General features: G+C 62.5%; 17 protein-coding genes and 1 tRNA gene. 14 read left to right on the top strand and 4 right to left on the bottom strand.

Going from position 1 to position 18,462, the window contains the following annotated elements; translation table 11 throughout:
- The first annotated feature begins 515 nt into the window (after positions 1 to 515).
- Positions 516 to 2,012, top strand: coding sequence for a matrixin family metalloprotease (locus tag JHD67_RS13620; RefSeq protein ID WP_199099805.1), 1,497 nt, complete (start codon positions 516 to 518; stop codon positions 2,010 to 2,012).
- Between the two features lie 173 nt (positions 2,013 to 2,185).
- Positions 2,186 to 3,004, top strand: a complete 819-nt coding sequence (locus JHD67_RS13615) for a sulfotransferase (protein ID WP_199099804.1) — start codon at positions 2,186 to 2,188, stop codon at positions 3,002 to 3,004.
- 346 nt (positions 3,005 to 3,350) lie between these two features.
- Here JHD67_RS13615 and JHD67_RS13610 read toward each other — a convergent pair whose 3' ends face one another.
- The 3 genes from JHD67_RS13610 to JHD67_RS13600 all read right to left on the bottom strand — a co-directional run bounded on the left by JHD67_RS13610 (position 3,351) and on the right by JHD67_RS13600 (position 5,829).
- A complete protein-coding gene (locus JHD67_RS13610) occupies positions 3,351 to 4,256 on the bottom strand; it encodes a hypothetical protein (protein ID WP_199099803.1) in 906 nt (301 codons plus the stop codon).
- Positions 4,257 to 4,351: 95 nt separating this feature from the next.
- Positions 4,352 to 5,113 (bottom strand): hypothetical protein, encoded by a 762-nt coding sequence (locus JHD67_RS13605; protein WP_199099802.1) that lies wholly within the window; start codon positions 5,111 to 5,113, stop codon positions 4,352 to 4,354.
- Positions 5,114 to 5,124: 11 nt separating this feature from the next.
- Positions 5,125 to 5,829, bottom strand: coding sequence for a hypothetical protein (locus JHD67_RS13600; RefSeq protein ID WP_199099801.1), 705 nt, complete (start codon positions 5,827 to 5,829; stop codon positions 5,125 to 5,127).
- Positions 5,830 to 6,294: 465 nt separating this feature from the next.
- Here JHD67_RS13600 and JHD67_RS13595 point away from each other — a divergent pair, with 465 nt between their 5' ends.
- From JHD67_RS13595 to JHD67_RS13545, 11 genes are all read left to right on the top strand, one after another.
- Positions 6,295 to 6,720, top strand: a complete 426-nt coding sequence (locus JHD67_RS13595; RefSeq protein WP_199099800.1) for a heavy metal-responsive transcriptional regulator — start codon at positions 6,295 to 6,297, stop codon at positions 6,718 to 6,720.
- A 32-nt stretch (positions 6,721 to 6,752) separates the two neighbouring features.
- Entirely contained in the window at positions 6,753 to 9,131 is a 2,379-nt protein-coding gene (locus JHD67_RS13590; protein ID WP_199099806.1) for a heavy metal translocating P-type ATPase, read from the top strand.
- A gap of 98 nt (positions 9,132 to 9,229) precedes the next feature.
- Positions 9,230 to 9,388 carry a hypothetical protein gene (locus JHD67_RS13585; RefSeq protein WP_199099799.1) on the top strand — a complete coding sequence of 53 codons (159 nt, stop codon included), beginning with the start codon at positions 9,230 to 9,232 and terminating at the stop codon, positions 9,386 to 9,388.
- A gap of 84 nt (positions 9,389 to 9,472) precedes the next feature.
- Positions 9,473 to 9,880: a ketosteroid isomerase-related protein gene (locus JHD67_RS13580; RefSeq protein WP_199099798.1), complete on the top strand. Its 408-nt coding sequence runs from the start codon at positions 9,473 to 9,475 to the stop codon at positions 9,878 to 9,880.
- Between the two features lie 3 nt (positions 9,881 to 9,883).
- Positions 9,884 to 10,480, top strand: a complete 597-nt coding sequence (locus tag JHD67_RS13575; protein ID WP_199099797.1) for a GNAT family N-acetyltransferase — start codon at positions 9,884 to 9,886, stop codon at positions 10,478 to 10,480.
- 17 nt (positions 10,481 to 10,497) lie between these two features.
- Positions 10,498 to 11,790: a bifunctional tetrahydrofolate synthase/dihydrofolate synthase gene (folC, locus tag JHD67_RS13570; RefSeq protein ID WP_199099796.1), complete on the top strand. Its 1,293-nt coding sequence runs from the start codon at positions 10,498 to 10,500 to the stop codon at positions 11,788 to 11,790.
- 61 nt (positions 11,791 to 11,851) lie between these two features.
- Complete coding sequence (locus JHD67_RS13565) at positions 11,852 to 12,904, top strand: SPOR domain-containing protein (protein WP_199099795.1); 1,053 nt, start codon at positions 11,852 to 11,854, stop codon at positions 12,902 to 12,904.
- A gap of 22 nt (positions 12,905 to 12,926) precedes the next feature.
- Positions 12,927 to 13,535 (top strand): CvpA family protein, encoded by a 609-nt coding sequence (locus tag JHD67_RS13560; protein WP_199099794.1) that lies wholly within the window; start codon positions 12,927 to 12,929, stop codon positions 13,533 to 13,535.
- A 16-nt stretch (positions 13,536 to 13,551) separates the two neighbouring features.
- The gene (purF, locus tag JHD67_RS13555) at positions 13,552 to 15,027 is read left to right on the top strand and encodes an amidophosphoribosyltransferase (RefSeq protein ID WP_199099793.1); all 1,476 of its coding nucleotides are present in this window, start codon (positions 13,552 to 13,554) and stop codon (positions 15,025 to 15,027) included.
- A gap of 69 nt (positions 15,028 to 15,096) precedes the next feature.
- Positions 15,097 to 15,909, top strand: coding sequence for a ferritin-like domain-containing protein (locus JHD67_RS13550; RefSeq protein WP_199099792.1), 813 nt, complete (start codon positions 15,097 to 15,099; stop codon positions 15,907 to 15,909).
- An 82-nt stretch (positions 15,910 to 15,991) separates the two neighbouring features.
- Positions 15,992 to 16,741, top strand: coding sequence for a VOC family protein (locus tag JHD67_RS13545; RefSeq protein ID WP_199099791.1), 750 nt, complete (start codon positions 15,992 to 15,994; stop codon positions 16,739 to 16,741).
- A 65-nt stretch (positions 16,742 to 16,806) separates the two neighbouring features.
- Here JHD67_RS13545 and JHD67_RS13540 read toward each other — a convergent pair.
- Positions 16,807 to 16,883: transfer RNA gene (locus tag JHD67_RS13540), tRNA-Pro, on the bottom strand.
- Between the two features lie 193 nt (positions 16,884 to 17,076).
- Here JHD67_RS13540 and hisS point away from each other — a divergent pair.
- Entirely contained in the window at positions 17,077 to 18,459 is a 1,383-nt protein-coding gene (gene hisS / locus JHD67_RS13535; RefSeq protein WP_199099790.1) for a histidine--tRNA ligase, read from the top strand.
- The last annotated feature ends 3 nt before the right edge of the window (positions 18,460 to 18,462 follow it).

Raw genomic sequence — 18,462 nt, 5'->3', positions numbered from 1 at the left:
CCCCCCCCCCCCCCCCCCCCCCCCCCCCCCCCCCCCCCCCCCCCCCCCCCCCCCCCCCCCCCCCCCCCCCCCCCCCCCCCCCCCCCCCCCCCCCCCCCCCCCCCCCCCCCCCCCCCCTTTTTTACTGCTCCGGCGACCACCGAGATCTACACCCGAACGTTGTCGTCGGCAGCGTCAGATGTGTATAAGAGACAGTCGTTGGCTCGGGCAACACAATAACTCTGCAGTATTCAAACCAAGGCCTGTCGGTTGATTCGGCTGGCGACACGATCGATACCAATGCCAATCTAACTGGGGAAAACATCGTTGGAACCGGCGACACCATTAATCTGGCAGGAAGCAATGGGGTCATTGGAAATATCGGCGGCTCCGGCAATACGATCACCATCGCGAGTAACAGTGGTGCGACCATTGGTGTTAGTGGCACGAATCAGGTCGTTGACACAACCGGCAATACCGTCGATGCCGGCACGAACGCCAAGGTCACTGTCAATGGAGATACAACTGTTGGGCTGGTGGGCACCGGAGCCCAAGTCGATCTGACGTCGAGTGGAGATACGATTAACACCGTCGCCAACGCCACGAATGAGACGATTACCGTATCTGGCGGCACGATCAATGGCGCTGCTGACTTCACGGGATATTTGGTCGGCTCAAATGACACGCTTAATCTCGACTCGAACAGTGGCTCGTCGTTTGCTCTGTTTAACGGTGGCAACACGGTCAATTCGTCTTACAACACCGTCAACCTGGCCGAGCCGGGCATCACTGACACGGTGTCCGGTACATACAACACCGTAGACCTGCAGCAGTCGAGCGATGGCGTCTCGTTGAATGGTGACTATGTAGACATCAACAGCGGCGCCAAGAATGACGTTGTGGCTGGCGTATACGACACCATCCATGACCTTGGCACGGGCACGTTTACTGTCGATGGGGCGCTGAATGTGGTCACGGGCTCCGACGATCAGGTGACCATCAATGGCTCGGACACGCTGGACCTAAGTCACTGCACCATTGACGTGTCGGGCAACGATCACGTCACCATCAATGGTTCGGATGACAATATCATTGGGTCGGCGGGTGACAACTTCACCATCACAGGGACGGGTGATGACGTTCAGGCCTCGGACGCATCCATCACCTTTGACGGCTCAAACAGCGGCGACTACGTGAGCGGCTCAGGGGATACAGGCTCCAATTGGGATGACCCTAGTGGCGGGACCGGCGATCCTGATCCGGGTTCGGGCTACTACGGCTATGGCCTGACGACGTGGGGCAGCCAGAAGCCTTCGGCAGCGCAAATCGCCAAAGCTGAGCAATCTGACAGCGTCTATGAAAACGCCGCATGGGCCGACAAAACCATTACCTGGAGCTTTGCGAATTCAGGTGAGGGCATCAGCAAATCCATCACCGATAGCGAACAGCAAGCTGAGGTCAAGCAAGCCTTCCAAGCATGGGCCGTGGCTTCCGGGCTGAACTTCGAAGAAGTTGCCACTGGCAGCCAGGCGGACATCGAGATTGGCTTCGGTGGCCTCAATACCGCAAGCACGAACGAGATCGGCCTGACCCGGTACGGCAAGAGCGGCGGAAATCTCGCAAGCGCCGTAGTTGAGCTGGAGGATCCGAGTCAGGCGCCGTTGGCTAAAAATGGCAACGGCCGGCTGGCGTATGCCGAGACGAATGCGACGTTTGAGCAGGTAGCCATGCACGAGATTGGACATGCACTCGGTTTGGCCGATACCGATGTCGCGGGGTCGATTATGAATGCCGTACTGGGCAGTGCCAATCAGGCAATGGGGGCGTCGGATCTTGCAAACGTACAGCACCTGTACGCAGGCATTACAAACGAAGATGTGAGCACAGTCGCGCAGGTGCAGCAGCTAGTGCAAGCCATGAATACGTTTGATGCGGGCGTGGCAGGTGTGGACGGATACAGCTTGGCGCAGGCGGAGTCGCTTTTGCAAAACGGTGCGCTATTGAGTTCGTACGGTCACGCACACGCCGCTTGATGTGGTCTCGAGAGCAACATGCTCACGCGCGGTAAGCATGTTGCCAAGTCTGAACGTCGTGCCCGCAACCGCGGGCATGACGCCACTAGAAAAGTCCTTGCTTTGCCGCGCGTAGGCGCAGCATTAACTACCGAATAGTTCCACATCAAAAGAGAGTGCAGGGCAATATTAAAATGAAGCTCGTCCATTTCATTTCGGGACTCCCGCGGTCGGGATCGACGCTTCTGGCAGCGCTTCTTCGCCAGAACCCGGGCTTCTCTGCCAACATGAGCAGCCCGGTGGCGTCGTTGTTCAGTGGTGTCTTGCCAAAGATGAGTGGCGCGGGTGAGTACGCGCCGTTCTTTCAAGGGGAGTCCAGGCACCGAGTGCTTAGTGGCCTATTTAACGCATATCATCATTCTGATATTGAGCAGGGAAAGATCGTCTTTGATACGAATCGGACGTGGACGGCGCGGCTGTCCTTACTGGATTCTCTATTTCCCCGGTCCCGCGTGATCTGCTGTGTCCGTGAAGTACCATGGGTCATCGATAGCGTAGAGAAGCTTGTGCGTGCCAATCCAACACATGTCTCGAGCATTTTTCAAAGCAGGAACGCTCGCAATGTGTACGGACGGGTCAAGGATCTGATGGACTCAGAACAAGGCCTTGTCGGCCTTCCATGGGGATCATTGCGCGAAGCTTGGTTTGGTGAGCATGCCGACAAATTGATTGTGGTTCGGTATGAGTCTTTGGTGCGCGACCCATCCAAGGTCATGGCAGGCCTGTACGATCATCTTGGGTTGCCTCACTTTGAGCACGATTTCGAACACGTCGATTTCGTGCAAGATGAATTCGACCTCAGGCTGGGGATGCCAGGGTTGCACACAGTAAGGCGAAGAGTGGAACCCTCTAGTCGAACCACGTTGCTCCCGCCCGATATTTTCATGAAGTACGCTGACATGAACTTTTGGGAGAGCGAAAAAATGAACATCAAGAAGGTTGCGGTTTTGTAGTGCCTATGAGCAGGCATCAAATCCAGGTGATTAGGTCAAGTTATCGAGGGTAGGGCGAGTGCCCGCCTTCGACTGCGACTTCAGCCGGTCAACGCGATACATTATTGAAATCGTTCGGCCGGTTTTCGAAGTTTAACGTCTGCCGCGGCCACTCATTCAATCGCCGTGCAACGGCATCAAGTTTAGCCTGTGAGCACCAAGACGTTGCGGCAGCGCCGGCCCGTTGCGCAGGCCTTGGCGATTGGATGTTGTCGGCAGAGCGTGTGGTGCGTCTCTTTGGGGAGCTGGGTCAGGAGTGAGATGAAACTGTAAGAGGATGGTTCTTTGGCCGTGTATCGCCCGTTGTCTATACGGCAGAAGACTCTCCTGAGTGAGATCTAGGCGGCAACCGTGGGTCATCTTCCTGGATCCGTACAGGAACGCGCGATAACGTATTGAGGGAAGGTGGAGTGGGCCACGATGCGATAATCAAGCCAACTTCTTGAAGCATTTTTCGTTCGTACGTGCCGATATGGTCGGCCATGTGTCCCAAGCCATATCCTGACTCTTCCAATACTTCGAAAAGATCGGAGCGAGAGGCCGCCGCATCGCGTGGGTTGAGAATCGGAGCCTCTGAGTGGGCCGCGTCCATCTTGCGCCGATCGCCAACGATCTTCATGTGATCGATCACGCAATGTTCCAACGCTAAGCATTCAAAATAACGGTGCGCTAATGCACCCAGCAAGGATATGTCATGAGTGTTCATGCCTGCCTTTCGGCATGCTGGGCAATCCTGGGCCAAGAGTTGCCCCAACGTTGCCCGACGGTACATTGCAAGAGGCACGTTTGTGCAGTGGAGGAGTTGCTTGATCGTGACTTCGCAGAATCGTGCAATGTTGATAGCAAGTTCGCTGTGTAGTCGGATCCGTTGGATTTCGGCCTCCAACGGATCCATGGGTTCGGTGCTTTTACAGAATGCGACGATTGCGTTGATGATCGCCCCGAGGCCGGCCGAAATGGTCGCGGCTGGGTATGTATATGGATTTGTGTAACCAAGCGGATGGTTGCGCGTTGCTTGTGTAACGACCGAAAGTGGCCCCTTTTGCTGCAGCCATTTGACCATTTCGTCTGCAAATGGTGAGAGATTGGCGGCCACCGGAGTTTCGCCCGACCAAATCAATGCGTTTCGCCGAAGTTCCCAATGTGGATGGGAGGCGGAATGGGCGCCATGGCCGTGGGGCTCGCGTCGCGTGGCGTTGCTTGAAATGGTCATGCTTTTTCCTTCCTCGGCGCTTCAAGCAGCGGAAGAGACGTCTGGGAGTCATCGGGTGGATGGAGCAATGGGTATGAGGTGACGTGGTGGTCTATCTAGGTTTGGCCAGGAAGACCCGCCTCAAACTCCTGGGCCAGTTCACCGCGGAGCAGCGCCACCATCTCTAGATACTCTTCATCCACATCCAACCCGTGAAGCACATTGAGTTGATTGGAGAGGTGATTCATGCGTTCCTCGCTCAACGCCGCCAAGTACAACTCTGTTGGCTCGGCCAAGGGCGACCAGAAGGATCGGTCCAATCGGGCGATGCTGTCGTTGGCGATGACTCCACCACTTTTCGGCAGGTACACCAAGTGGGGATACACAAGGCACTCCGCCCGGGCCGCAATCGTTGGCGTCATCGCACGTCTTTCGCCAGGCGTGCTCACCGAATAGATGGGAGCCACCAGGTAGTACGTCCTGTCAAATGCGTCGTGTGCAAGGGCCCGCTCGTTTTGCGGCAAGTGAGCGAGAGGGATGCCCTCCGCACGTGCCAACACGATGCAGCGCCGCATCTTTGAGTGGATCGCCATCAACTCCGCGTTCTTCCCAAGGCCCAAAGAGAGAACCGGGAGCCGCTTTGGCTTCTCCCTATAATCGATGTTCGGATCCAGATTGCGGATGGTGCCTGAGACGGCGTTGTGCTCGATCTGATTGGACCGAATCACGTCCATGATTTTGATGGGGTGACCAAAATCGGGGGCTGGCGTGCAGACAAGTTGGCCGATCTGGGCCGGACCATTTACGGAAAGACCGGAGTGATCGTCTCGGTATACGGGCAAGACCTTATGGATGTCCGTTCCATTGCCGACGACCATGGGGTACGTCCTTATTCGATGCCAAGATCAACGGTGATAGGCTCGGAGACAACGTCTGTTTCGGCATCAGCCGCGGCCATGGCCTCTTTATAGGCGGCATCGTAGATAGGGCGATGGGTGGCCCACGCAAGCGCGTTGTTGGATCGCGCCCTTCTTTTTTGCTTCAACTTCTCGTTGAGTTCCAACAAGCGAAAAATCTTGGTCGGATCTTTGATGTGGAGATGTTGACGCGGCGCGGATTGAGGGGGGTATTTGCCAGGGCTGAAATCGAGGACATCACCAACCTTTCGTGCGTCGGCCATGGGAGGTGTATCGAAATACACGTGGTCGAGCAGTTTGCTGAGGTCGTTTGCGACCTTCTTCAGCAACGAGGTGAAGCGATGTTCCTGCGCACCGGAGAGTCCGAAATCCGAAAGTCGTTGGCCGCGCGTGTGATCCGTGAGCCAATAGAGTTTGAAGTCCTTATTTCCGGCCGTGCCATCACGGGACTGGATAACGCCCTGATTCTCGAATGTGTCGATGGCCTCGACAAGATCGACCGCGAACGGACCGAAGTGGTTGAGATGCCACTGGGCTCCGCTGGCGGTTTCGCCGTTGTGCCCCTCGGCGTAAAGGCAGTCCAGCAGATAGACGTACTTCACCAACGCCGTCCGGGTCAGTGTACGCACGTCGGCGTCCTTGGCGGCCTCGAGGGCGGCCAAAATCGCGGATTTCATGCGGGCTGTTGGGTTGGGCATGGTTTGGGGGCCAGCGAAACCTCACAATTATAAAAGGTTCTCAGCAGCGGCGTCTGAAGGCCGCGCCCTTTGGATGCCTCAACATCCTACGCCCGCCCTCCAATATAAGGGAATCAGGAGTGGTGGGCCGAGCGCGGGGCGCCTCGCTTGGGTGCTGGGCCAGGATTGGGGGGCGCAGGGCGGTTAGGGACTGTTATCGGGGGTAGGGTTGTGTTCTCGTCCACCCCGGTTCGCTAATCGAGGCCAGCGGACCTGCAGAACTGAGATGTAAGGGCCGCAGCGGCGGCTGCTTGTCCGCGACATGGGGGCTCGCCCAGTGCCAGCGTTAAGGGCCAGTGCCAAGGTTAGGGACTCTAGTGACAAGATTAAGGGCTTTCGACAAAAGTCTCATTGCCTATGCGGCACTTGACTCTGGATCTAGATCAAGGGTCTAGCCTTCGAGGCATGAACACTTCCACTGCTGCCATGACCATTGGGGCCGTCGCCAAGCGCGCCGGTGTGGCGATCGATACGATCCGGTATTACGAGCGCGAGGGCTTGTTGCCTGAGCCGCAGCGGCGCGAGTCGGGCTATCGCACCTATGGCGAGAGCGCTGTGCGACAACTGCGGTTTATCCGCCGTGCCAAGGGTCTGGGTTTCACACTGGAGGAAATCCGTGACCTGCTGGCTTTGTCGGCGGATCGCCATCGTGGCGTCAAAGCCGTGAAGCAGCGCGCGAAGGCGCGGTTGGCCGCTATCGATGAGCGTATCGCTGAGCTGACCCGCGTTCGCGAAGGGTTGGAGCAGTTGATCGAGGCCTGCCCGGGGCATGGGGCGCCGGAGCAATGTCCAATTTTGCGTGCATTGACCGATCAGGAGGATGCCGCGTGAGCAACGAGAAGCGCGCTTGCTGTAGCGCCAAGATGCCCGAGCCCCCGCTGGTGGCGTCATCGTGTTGCGGCGGTGATGCGGCTGCTGCGACACATGCTCATGATCACGATCATCCGGTGCAAGCCACCAAGGACCCGGTGTGTGGCATGACGGTGGACCCGGCACGAGCCGAGCATCGGGGCGAGCACGCGGGGCGTATGTATTACTTCTGCGGACAGCGCTGCAAGGAGAGGTTTTTCGCCGATCCGGCGCGTTACCTCTCGTCGCAGGCCGCACCCGCGCCCGCATCGGCCGCGGTCGTATATACCTGCCCGATGCATCCGGAGATACGGCAGATCGGCCCAGGCGATTGCCCCACATGCGGCATGGCGCTGGAGCCGATGATGCCGAGTCTGGTTGAGGATGACGGGCATGAACTGCGCTCCATGTCGCGGCGCTTCGGGCTATTGGCCGTGCTCACCTTGCCGGTGTTTGTGTTGGCGATGGTTCCCCACCTGTTTGGCTGGCATTGGCCGGTGCCGTGGGATGGCGTGGCGGCGTGGGTGGAAGCGGTACTTGCTTCGCTGGTGGTGGTGTGGGGCGGCGCACCGTTCTTTGCGCGCGGCTGGCGCTCGCTCAAGCCCTGGTCGCCGAACATGTATACGTTGATTGCGCTTGGCACGGGGGTGGCCTGGTGGTACAGCACGGCGGCATTTTTGATGCCATGGCTGTTTCCAACGGGGTTCCGCGACATGCATGGTCGCGTAGGCCTCTATTTTGAATCGGCGGCGGTCATTGTCACGCTGGTAACGCTGGGCGATTTTCTGGAGTTGCGCGCACGTCGCCGCACCGGCGCGGCGCTTAAGAGTCTCCTGGCGCTTGCCCCGAAGACGGCGCGTCGTTTGAGCGCGGATGGCACCGAGCAGGATGTGCCGCTGGAGACGGTGCACACCGGCGATACCCTGCGTGTACGCCCCGGCGAAAAGGTTCCGGTGGACGGCGTGGTGCTCGATGGGCGCAGTCACATCGACGAATCCATGCTCTCTGGCGAGCCGCTTCCGGTGGCCAAGACGGCGGGCGAACCCCTCACTGCTGGCACCGTGAATCAGGATGGGGCCTTGTTGATGCGCGCTGACAAAGTGGGCGCCGATACGTTGCTGGCGCAGATAGTGGCCTTGGTCGCACAGGCGCAGCGCAGCAAGGCACCCTTGCAGCGCGTGGCGGATCGCGTGGCCGCATGGTTCGTGCCGGCCGTGGTGGCGGCAGCGGTGCTGGCTTTCGCGCTGTGGGCGTGGTTTGGGCCCGATCCGCGGCTGGCTTATGCGCTGATCGCGGCGGTGTCCGTGTTGATCGTCGCGTGTCCTTGCGCGCTAGGCTTGGCAACGCCCATTTCCATCATGGTCGCAAGCGGCCGCGCGGCGCAGAACGGTGTGCTGTTTCGTGATGCCGCGGCGATCGAGTCGCTGCGGAGCATCGATACGCTGGTGGTGGACAAGACCGGCACGCTGACCGAGGGCAAGCCCACGCTGCGCGATGTGGTGAGCCTGGGCGCTTATCCCTTCGATCGGTTGCTTGCGTTGGCGGCGGCGTTGGAGCGCCCCAGCGAACATCCGTTGGCCCGCGCCATCGTGGATGGCGCGCAAGCGCGTCAGGTGCGGGTGCCGAATGTCGAGCACTTCCGGGCCGTGGTCGGCGCGGGCGTGCAGGGTGAAATTGCCGGCCACGCGGTGGCGTTGGGCAATCGGCAGCTGCTTTTGAATGTCGGCGTGATGCCGGATGCCTCCGCACTTGAGCGCGCCGAGGCTTTGCGCGCCGACGGCGCCACGGTGATGTTCCTGGTGGTGGATGGTGCGCTGGCGGGTCTTATTGCCGTGGCGGACCGTATCAAGCCGAGCACGCCGCAAGCCATTCGTGACTTGCATGCGGCGGGCCTGCGTATCGTGATGCTGACCGGCGACAGCGCCACCACGGCGCGTGCGGTCGCCAGCGAGCTGGCCATCGATGAAGTGCATGCGGAGGTATCGCCGGCGGACAAGGCCGCCGTGGTGCATTCGCTGCGGCAGGCAGGGCATCGGGTGGCGATGGCGGGCGATGGCATCAACGACGCACCCGCGCTGGCGGCGGCTGATATCGGTATCGCCATGGGTACGGGCACGGATATCGCCATGGAGAGTGCGCAGGTCACCCTGGTCAAGGGCGAGCTCACGGCCATTGTGCGCGCTCGCGCGTTGTCGCAGGCGACGGTGCGCAACATCCATCAGAACCTGTTTTTTGCCTTTGTCTATAACGCGGTGGGTGTGCCCTTGGCGGCCGGTACGTTGTATCCGTTGGTTGGCGTGATGCTGTCGCCGATGGTGGCGGCGCTGGCGATGAGCCTGTCCTCGGTCTCGGTGGTGGGCAACGCTTTGCGCCTGCGCCGCGCCCCTTTGTGATACCTGTCACCCGCGATGGCTGACGGCGTGCCCTGCTGGGCGGGCGGCGGTGGGGAGATGATTCCACCCGCACCGATGGGGTGCGGGAGGGGCATCACATGAACATCATCCAAGACACGCGCAGCACGCTGGAGAAGCACATGCCGCTGTTGCTGGGGCTGCTGGTGGCGCTGCTTGCCGGGCGTGCGCTGAAGAAAGCGTTCTGGAGCCTGTTCGGCATGTATTGGGTGCTCCGCGCGAGCGGCATTCATTTCTAATACGCCAGGGAGCGCGGGGAAGGGCGCCCGGGCCGCGCACATGCTTTAAGCTGTGCGCCCCGATTCCCCCGCAGGAAGCTGCCGATGTCCGCTGCCCGAGCTTTGATCGAGCGCTATTACGACGCCTTCAATCGCGCCGACTGGGAGGCCATGCTGGCCTGTCTTGCCGACGACGTGGCGCACGATATCAACCAGGGGCATCGCGAGACGGGCCGTGAGACATTCCGGCGTTTTCTGGAGCGCATGAATCGCTGCTATCGCGAGCAATTGCGCGACATCGTCGTGATGGTCAGTGTGGATGACGCGCGGGCTGCCGCCGAATACGTGGTGCATGGCCAGTATCTGGCCGACGACGACGGTCTGCCGGCGGCGCATGGCCAGCGCTATGTGCTGCCGGGCGGGGCTTTCTTCGACATTCGTGACGGGCGCATCGCGCGTGTCAGCAATTACTACAACTTGCAGGACTGGATCGCGCAGGTGTCGGGCGGCTGAGCGATGGATGTCACCGTCAAGACCTGCGTGGGCGAGGCGGTTCGTCCCTATCTGGACGACCTGGCCCGGCTGCGTATCGCAGTATTCCGCGACTACCCCTATCTCTATGAGGGCGACATGGGCTACGAGCGTCGCTACCTGGAGGCGTATGCGCGCTCCAGGCGCAGCGTGTTCGTGCTGGCCCTGGACGGCGATCGGGTGATCGGTTGTTCCACCGGCGTTCCGCTTGCCGATGAAGTGGCGGCGATCCAGCAGCCGTTCGTGCAGCGGGGCATGCTGCTCAGCGAGGTGTTCTATTTCGGCGAATCCGTTTTGCTGAAGGAGTATCGCGGGCAGGGCCTGGGACACCGCTTCTTCCAACAGCGCGAGTCGCATGCGCGCCGTCTGGGCGGTTATCGATGGACCGCCTTTTGCGCGGTGGAGCGCGCCGCCAATGACCCGCGTCGTCCAGCCGATTTCCGGCCCAACGATGCGTTCTGGATCAAGCGTGGTTACCAACGCCAGGACGATATGTTTTGCACGCTGGATTGGACCGAACTCGATGCGCTGGAGTCCACTACGCATCGCCTCCGCTTCTGGTTGCGTCCGCTGGACGCCTGATCTCACTGGTTGACCGTATGACCCGCACTCTCGACGAATGGCTGGCTTACCAAGAGCACGTGAACGTGCGCAGTATCGAGCTGGGGCTCGATCGCGTACGCGCGGTGTGGCAACGCATGGGCGCGCCGGCGCCGGCGCGCCGGGTCATCACGGTGGGCGGCACCAATGGCAAGGGCTCCACGGTGGCGATGCTGGAGGCGATCTTGCGTGCTGGCGGCCAGCGAGTGGGCTGCTATACCTCGCCACACCTGCTGCATTACCGCGAGCGGATCCGCCTGGATGGCCGGTACGCCGAAGACGCGACCCTGGTGGCGAGCTTTGAGCGTATCGAAGCGGCGCGTGGCGAGATTCCGCTGACCTATTTTGAATTCGGCACGCTGGCCGCGCTGGACCTGTTCGCGCGCGCCGGGCTGGATGTGGCGGTGCTGGAAGTGGGGCTGGGCGGCCGCCTCGACGCGGTAAACCTGGTGGATGCCGACATCGCCGTCATCACCACGGTGGATCTGGACCACATGGATTGGCTCGGCCCCGACCGCGACAGCATCGGCATGGAGAAGGCCGGCATTGCCCGGGCCGGTCGGCCCGCCATCGTGGGGGAACTGGACCCGCCGATGGGCCTGCTGAATTCCCTGCGGCGCATCGGTGCCCATGTTCAGCGGGCCGGCCAGGACTTTCAGGTGGAGCGTCAGGCGTCGGGTTGGCGGTGGCGTCACCGCGACGGCACGGTGCTGAGCTTGCCCGATCCGGCGCTGGCCGCGCCGGTGCAATATGCCAACGCAGCCAGTGCCTTGGCGGCCTTGCATGCCCTGCGCAGCCTCGATGCCGCCTGGGGCGTGGTGGATTTCGGCGCGGCCGCCAGTGCTGGCGTTGCCGCTGCCAGCGTGGCTGCGCGCCTGCAGGCGCTGGGTGGCGATCCGGCGCTCATCGTGGATGTGGGTCATAACCCGCAGGCGGCGCGCGCCCTGGCTGAATGGCTGGATGCACGGCCGGGTGGTCGTGTGCATGCCGTGTACGGCGCGTTGTCGGACAAGGACGTGGGCGGGGTGATCCGCGCGTTGGGCGCACGCATTGACCATTGGCACCTGGCGGGGTTGGAGCAGGACACGCCGCGTGGGTTGTCCTCGCGCGTGCTTGCCGGGCAATTGGTGCTGGCCCTGCCGGAGGCGCGCTACGACCGGCACGACAACGTACAAGCGGCATGGCGCGCCGCGCGCGCGGCGGCGAAACCCGGCGATCGCGTACTGGCCTTCGGCTCGTTTTTCGTGGCGGCAGCGGTGCTGGCTGAATCGAATCTCGGCAATGGGGCCTGAGCGGGGACTCAGCCGGGTATAATCGCCACGTTCTCGCATCCCCCGCCGTTTGGAGCCTGTCTTGAAAACACGTCTGCTGGGAGCTGCCGTACTCATCGCGCTGGCTGTCCTGTTCGTGCCGATGCTTTTCTCCAGCAGTCCGCCGACCACCAGTGGTGATGAGTCGGTGAGTCTGGCCATTCCGCCAGCACCGGATCGCGACCTGCAGACCAAGACCATGAGCCTCACCTCCGGTGCGGTTTCCAGCGGCAGCGTGGCGCCGGCATCCAAGCCGGTCGTGCCAGCACCGACCCCGGCAGTCACCCCGGCAGGTTCCGACCAGCTGGCTACGGTGAATATCGGCTCCAATCGTCCCAAGGATGTGGAGATCGATCCCACGGCGGGCCAGGCGCCGGAGCCCACCACGGTCACGCGCCCGGGCTCCAGCCCGTCGCAGCCGGTGATTCCGGCGCAAACCAAGGCTGGCGCCGCGGCCGCCGCCGCCGCGGGCGCCGCGGCGATGAGTTCCAAGAGCCAGCCGACCACCGGGACGGCCGTGCCGAGCACGCCGCCCGCTACCGCCGCGCATGGACAGTTTTCACTCAATCTCAGTGCCTATGCGTCCAGTAGCAGCGCGCAGAGTCTGATCCAGCGCGTGCGTGGCCTCGGTTACCCGGCCGCCGGCCGCACCATCAACCAGGGCGGCAAGGAATTGACCTTGGTAACGGCGGGTCCGTTCGAATCGCGCGCCGCGGCCGAAGCAGCCCGTCTCAAGATCACCCAGACCATTCCCGGTGCACCGGCCCGCCTCGAAGGCAGCGCCAGCACGCCGACGCAGGATGACGCGCCTGCCAGCAAGCCGGCCAGCAGCACCGCCGCCACGGCCTCAGGCTCGCGTGCGGGGGGCTGGGCGGTTCAGGTGGCGGCCGTGGGCGCCCAGACCGACGCCAACGCCCTGCGCGACAAGCTGCGCGCCAACGGTTTCGACGGTTATGTGGATACGGTCAACGCCAACGGCAAGCAGTTGTGGCGTGTGCGTGCCGGTCCGCAGACGCAGCGGGCCGACGCGGTGCGCATCCGCGACCAGATCAAGGCCAAGCTGGGCGTCGACGGCAACGTCGTCACCGCACCCTGATTCGCGCTGAGGCGGCAACACGGTGAACTGGGCCGACTACATCATTCTCGCCGTGCTGGCCCTGTCCGTCTTGATTGGGCTGTGGCGCGGCCTTATTTCCGAGGTGTTGGCGCTGGCTGTGTGGGCGGCGGCGTTCTGGGTGGCCTGGACGTTCGGCCCGGATGTGTCGGCGCATTTCGAACACAGTATCCAGCTGCCTTCGGCGCGGATTCTGGTGGGTTACGGCATCTGTTTTCTTGCCGTACTGATCGCCGGGGCGCTGTTGCGTTTCCTGATCAGCAGGCTGGTCGAGGGTACCGGGTTGTCCGGTACCGATCGTCTGCTTGGCATGGTGTTTGGCTTTGCCCGCGGCGTGCTACTGGTGACGCTGGCGGTGTTTCTGCTGGGGTTCACCGCGTTTACGCGTGATCCCTGGTGGCAGGATTCGGTGTTATTGCCGCAGTTCAAGGGAGTGGCTGCGTGGCTGGGCGAGCGCGTGCCGGACAATGTCCGTCATTACCTCAACGATGCCCCAGCGGTGCTAGACCATCTTCCCGCCTTGCCGGCGGCTGTGCCGGGCGCTTCGCCAGCGACCGACCACAGAGCCCATCCCGCCGCCGCTTCCACGGCAGCTTCGGCCACGACTTACTAAATACAGGCTTTCAACCATGTGCGGAATCATCGGCATCGTCGGCACCAGTGAGGTCGCCGCGTCACTCTATGACGGCTTGACCGTGTTGCAGCACCGCGGCCAGGACGCTGCCGGCATCGCCACGGTGGACGGCGCGCGCCTGCGCCTGCACAAGGGCAATGGCCTGGTGCGCGATGTGTTCAACCAGACCGCGATGAGCGGCCTGCGTGGCCGCATTGGCCTGGGGCATTGCCGTTACCCCACCGCGGGTTCGGAAGGCTCGGCCGAGGCCCAGCCGTTCTATGTGAACTCGCCCTACGGCATTGCTTTCGCGCACAACGGCAACCTGGTGAATACCGAGACGCTGCGTCGCGAGATGTTCGAGGACGATCGTCGCCACATCAACACCGATTCGGACTCCGAGGTGCTGTTGAACGTGCTGGCGCACGAGCTGCAGATCCAGGACCGCATGGCGCTTACGCCGGATCACATTTTCAAGGCGGTGGCAGGCGTGCATCAGCGCGCACGCGGCGGCTATGCCTGCCTTGCGCTGCTGCTGGGTTATGGCCTGCTGGCGTTCCGCGATCCCAATGGTATCCGTCCGCTGGTTCTGGGCGAGCGCGTGACGGCAGAGGGCCGCGAGTACGCGGTGGCGTCCGAGTCGGTGGCGCTGGATATCCTGGGTTTCAAGCGTTTGCGCGACGTGGCGCCGGGCGAGGCGGTATTCATCACCAACGATGGCCAACTGCATGCCCGTCATTGTGCCGATAGCGCCACGCACGCGCCGTGCATCTTCGAGTATGTGTACCTGGCCCGCCCGGACTCGATGATCGAGAACGTGTCGGTGTACAAGGCGCGCCTGCGCATGGGCCAGAAGCTGGCCGAGAAGATTCTCCGCGAGCGTCCGGATCACGGCATCGATGCGGTGATCCCGATTCCCGATACCGCCCGTACCGCCGCTTCCGCGCTGGCAGAGGCGCTGGGCGTGCCGTTCCGCGAGGGCTTCGTCAAGAATCGCTACATCGGCCGCACCTTCATCATGCCGGGGCAGGGTGAGCGCGTGAAATCCGTGCGTCGCAAGCTCAATCCGGTGGAGCTGGAGTTCCGCAAGAAGAACGTGCTGCTGGTGGACGACTCCATCGTGCGCGGCACCACCTCGCGCCAGATCATCCAGATGGCACGCGATGCCGGTGCCAAGAATGTGTACTTCGCTTCCGCTGCGCCGCCGGTGCGCTACCCGAACGTGTACGGCATCGACATGCCGGCCGCGTCCGAACTCGTGGCCGCCGGTCACACCGAAAAGGAAGTGGAGAAGGTGCTGGGCGCCGACTGGCTGATCTACCAGGACCTCAAGGACTTGGTGTGGGCCGTGCAGGACGGCAACGAAGCGCTCAAGCACTTCGACACCTCGTGCTTCTCCGGCGAATACGTCACGGGCCTGGATCAGCATTACCTGCAGCAGATCGAAATGCTGCGCTCGGACGACGCCAAGGCGGCACGCCGCAGCGCGTAAGCGCCGCTGCAAACCCTCTCCCTGCTCGGAGAGGGTGAAGTGCAGGGCGGTTGCCGGCGAACACCTTCCATGACCAACGATCTCCACGCCGCCGCCAAGCGTTGCCTCGACGCCACCGAGCCGGCCGACAAGCTACGGCTGACGCATGAAACCTGGCAGGCGTTTCAGGCAGGGCAATTGCAGCCGAGCGAGCATTCGCCGGCGCCCGAGCCCATTGGGGCACCCGGCCGTCCGGAGCGGCCTGCGCTGGTGCCGCAGCGGCAGGTGCCGCATCGCGGCCTCGGCACGCCGGAAGGGCGTGCTGCGTTGGTGCATGCGGTGGCGCATATCGAATTCAACGCCATCAACCTGGCCTGGGACGCCGTGTATCGCTTCCGTGGCAAGCCGCTGGATTACTACCGTGACTGGGCCAGTTGCGCGCATGACGAAGCGCGACATTTCGCCATGCTGAGCGAGCGCCTGGCCGAGCTTGGCCACGCCTACGGCGACTTCGACGCACACAACGGCTTATGGGAAATGGCCGAGAAAACCGCTCATCACGACACCGCGCGCATGGCCCTGGTGCCGCGCGTGCTGGAGGCGCGTGGGCTGGATGTTACGCCGGGCATGATCGAGCGCCTGCAATCGTTGGGTGATGAACGCACGGTGGCGATCCTGCAGGTGATCCTGCGCGAGGAGGTGGCCCATGTGGCCGCGGGTACGCGCTGGTTCCGACATTGCTGCGAGCGCGATGGCCTCGATCCGCGCGAGACTTTCCTCGACCTGCTCCGCAACTACATGGGACGCACCCTGCGCGGTCCGTTCAATCGCCCCGCGCGGTTGCAAGCGGGTTTCGACCACGAAGAACTCGATCGCCTGGCCGCGCTGGCCGTGCAGTCCTGATGTTCATGGCGACATGACGACCTTCTCGTCATGTCTTCGCGGGTAGCCTTGGCGGGAGACGATATCTCTCGGAGGCCAGACCATGCCGTTCCTGCCCGGAAAGCTAGTGTGGGTCGAGCACGCCAGTACCGATACCGCCGCGGCGAGCCACTTCTATCGCGACCTGTTCGGTTGGGAGGTATCGCTGATGGATGTCGCCGACGAGCCCTACCAGGTCATCATGAATGCCGGCATGAGCATCGGTGGCTTTCGTCGCGCGCAGGAGGGCGAGCCCACCAACTGGGGCATCTATCTCAGTGTGGCGGATGTGGACGAAAGCTATGCCATGGCGTTGGTGGCTGGCGCGTCGCCATGCATGCCCCCGCGGGATCTCCCGCCAGCGGGTCGTGGCGCCACGATGCTCGATCCGGTGGGTGCCATGTTTTCGATCTGGCGTGGTGTGAACGACGATGCGCCCGACAGCAGCGTGCCCCCCGGTCATTGGTGCTGGCACGAGTTGCACGCGACGGACGACCAGGCGGCACTGGGCTTTTACGAATCGCTATTCGGCTTGAGCCACGACACCATGCCGGCCGGCGAGGAGACCTATTACGTGCTCAAGTCCGGCAGCATCGGGCGAGGCGGTTTGATCCGCAATCCGGGTGGGGCCGGGCCGTCGCTATGGCTGCCCTACGTGCTGGTGGCGGACGTGGATGCCGCGGCCGCCAAGGCAGACTCGCTGGGCGCGGAAGTGGCCACGCAACCCGAGGATATTCCTGGTATCGGCCGCTATGCGGTAGTGCGCGATCCGCTGGGCGCGCTGCTGGCGGTGTTCTTGCCCGAGAAGCAGTGACGCGGGTGCGCACCGATAGGTGGCCATAAAAAAGCCGGCGCTAGGCCGGCTTTTTCATCGAATTTTGGTCGGGGTGACATGATTCGAACATGCGACTTCTACGTCCCGAACGTAGCGCTCTACCAGGCTGAGCTACACCCCGTGGGAGCCGCGTATCTTAATGACCCTGCCGGGGCTTGGCAACAGGTCTGTCAAAAAAAATTGCATGGGCCCGTTTCGGCTGTCGTGCGACTCGGGCTCAAAGCGGCCATCTGCTAACCTATACGGCTCCGTCGGCGGCCGCGCAAGAGCGCGGTTGGCCGTCGTATTACATCATCGAAATAGTAGAGGATTTCATGGCGCTTACCCCGGCCCGCACCATGCCCGGCGTGCTCGAGCTGCTGCCGCTCGACCAGATCGCTTTCCAGCGCATGCTCGATGTGATCCGCCGCAACTATGAGCGCTTTGGTTTCCTGCCGGTGGAGACGCCGGTCATCGAATACTCCGATGTGCTGCTGACCAAGACCGGTGGCGAAACCGAGCGCCAGGTGTACTTCGTGCAGTCCACCGGCACGTTGAGCGCGGAGAAGGGCGATAGCGTGCCGGAGTTGGCGCTGCGCTTTGACCTTACGGTGCCGCTGGCCCGCTACGTGGCCGAGCACGAGCACGACCTGTCGTTCCCGTTCCGACGTTACCAGATGCAGCGCGTATACCGCGGCGAGCGTGCCCAGCGCGGCCGCTTCCGCGAGTTCTACCAATGCGACATCGACGTGATCGGCAAGGACAGTCTGTCGGTACGCTATGACGCCGAGCTGCCTGCGGTGATCTACAGCGTGTTCCGCGAGCTGAACATCGGTGCGTTCACCATCCAGCTCAACAACCGCAAGCTGATCCGTGGCTTCTACGAAAGCCTGGGCATCGTCGACGGCGAGCAGCAGACGTTGGTGCTGCGCGAAGTAGACAAGCTGGACAAGCGCGGTGCCGACTACCTGCGCGAAACGCTTACCGGCGAGTCGTTTGGCCTCAGTGCCGATACCGCGCAGAAGATCCTCGATTTCTCGCAGGTGCGTTCGACCTCGCTGCAGGATGCGTTCGACAAGCTCGATGCGCTGGGCGCCGGGCCGGAAGCACTGGAGCAGGGGCGTGCCGAGCTCAAGGAAGTATTGGGCCTGATCCGCGACTTCGGCGTGCCCGAGTCGCACTACGTGCTGAACTTCTCCATTGCGCGCGGCCTGGACTACTACACCGGCACCGTCTACGAGACCACGCTCAACGATTACCCGCAGATCGGTTCGATCTGCTCGGGCGGACGCTACGAGAACCTCGCCGGCCAGTACACCAAGTCCAAGCTGCCGGGCGTGGGTATCTCCATCGGACTTACCCGCCTTTACTGGCAGCTGCGCGACGCCGGCCTGCTCGATACCGGCAAGAGCACGGTCGACGTGCTGGTGACGCAGATGGATGCGGCGCACATGTCCTCGTATTTGGCGCTCGCCAGCGAGTTGCGCGGCGCCGGCATCGCCACCGAGGTAGTGCTGGAGGGCGGCAAGCTGGGCAAGCAATTCAAGTATGCCGATCGCGCGGGCATCCGCTTCGTGATCGTGCTGGGCGAGGACGAAATCGCCAAGGACGTGGTCACCGTGAAGGACCTGCGTCGCGAAGACCAATTTGAAGTGTCGCGCGCCGACCTGATCAAGACGTTGCGGGTGGAACTGGCGCAAGCCGAAGTCGGTCGCTGACTT

Source organism: Dyella sp. ASV21 (assembly GCF_016428975.1).
GTDB lineage: Bacteria > Pseudomonadota > Gammaproteobacteria > Xanthomonadales > Rhodanobacteraceae > Dyella.
The sequence above is the reverse complement of the archived record's forward strand: the minus strand, read 5'-3'. Positions and strand labels throughout refer to the sequence as shown.

Coding starts and splice junctions, on each gene's coding strand:
- JHD67_RS13615 (WP_199099804.1), top strand. CDS start 2,186: ATGAAGCTCGTCCATTTCATTTCGGGACTCCCGCGGTCGGGATCGACG.
- JHD67_RS13610 (WP_199099803.1), bottom strand. CDS start 4,256: ATGACCATTTCAAGCAACGCCACGCGACGCGAGCCCCACGGCCATGGC.
- JHD67_RS13605 (WP_199099802.1), bottom strand. CDS start 5,113: ATGGTCGTCGGCAATGGAACGGACATCCATAAGGTCTTGCCCGTATAC.
- JHD67_RS13600 (WP_199099801.1), bottom strand. CDS start 5,829: ATGAAATCCGCGATTTTGGCCGCCCTCGAGGCCGCCAAGGACGCCGAC.
- JHD67_RS13595 (WP_199099800.1), top strand. CDS start 6,295: ATGAACACTTCCACTGCTGCCATGACCATTGGGGCCGTCGCCAAGCGC.
- JHD67_RS13590 (WP_199099806.1), top strand. CDS start 6,753: ATGCCCGAGCCCCCGCTGGTGGCGTCATCGTGTTGCGGCGGTGATGCG.
- JHD67_RS13585 (WP_199099799.1), top strand. CDS start 9,230: ATGAACATCATCCAAGACACGCGCAGCACGCTGGAGAAGCACATGCCG.
- JHD67_RS13580 (WP_199099798.1), top strand. CDS start 9,473: ATGTCCGCTGCCCGAGCTTTGATCGAGCGCTATTACGACGCCTTCAAT.
- JHD67_RS13575 (WP_199099797.1), top strand. CDS start 9,884: ATGGATGTCACCGTCAAGACCTGCGTGGGCGAGGCGGTTCGTCCCTAT.
- folC (WP_199099796.1), top strand. CDS start 10,498: ATGACCCGCACTCTCGACGAATGGCTGGCTTACCAAGAGCACGTGAAC.
- purF (WP_199099793.1), top strand. CDS start 13,552: ATGTGCGGAATCATCGGCATCGTCGGCACCAGTGAGGTCGCCGCGTCA.
- JHD67_RS13550 (WP_199099792.1), top strand. CDS start 15,097: ATGACCAACGATCTCCACGCCGCCGCCAAGCGTTGCCTCGACGCCACC.
- JHD67_RS13545 (WP_199099791.1), top strand. CDS start 15,992: ATGCCGTTCCTGCCCGGAAAGCTAGTGTGGGTCGAGCACGCCAGTACC.
- hisS (WP_199099790.1), top strand. CDS start 17,077: ATGGCGCTTACCCCGGCCCGCACCATGCCCGGCGTGCTCGAGCTGCTG.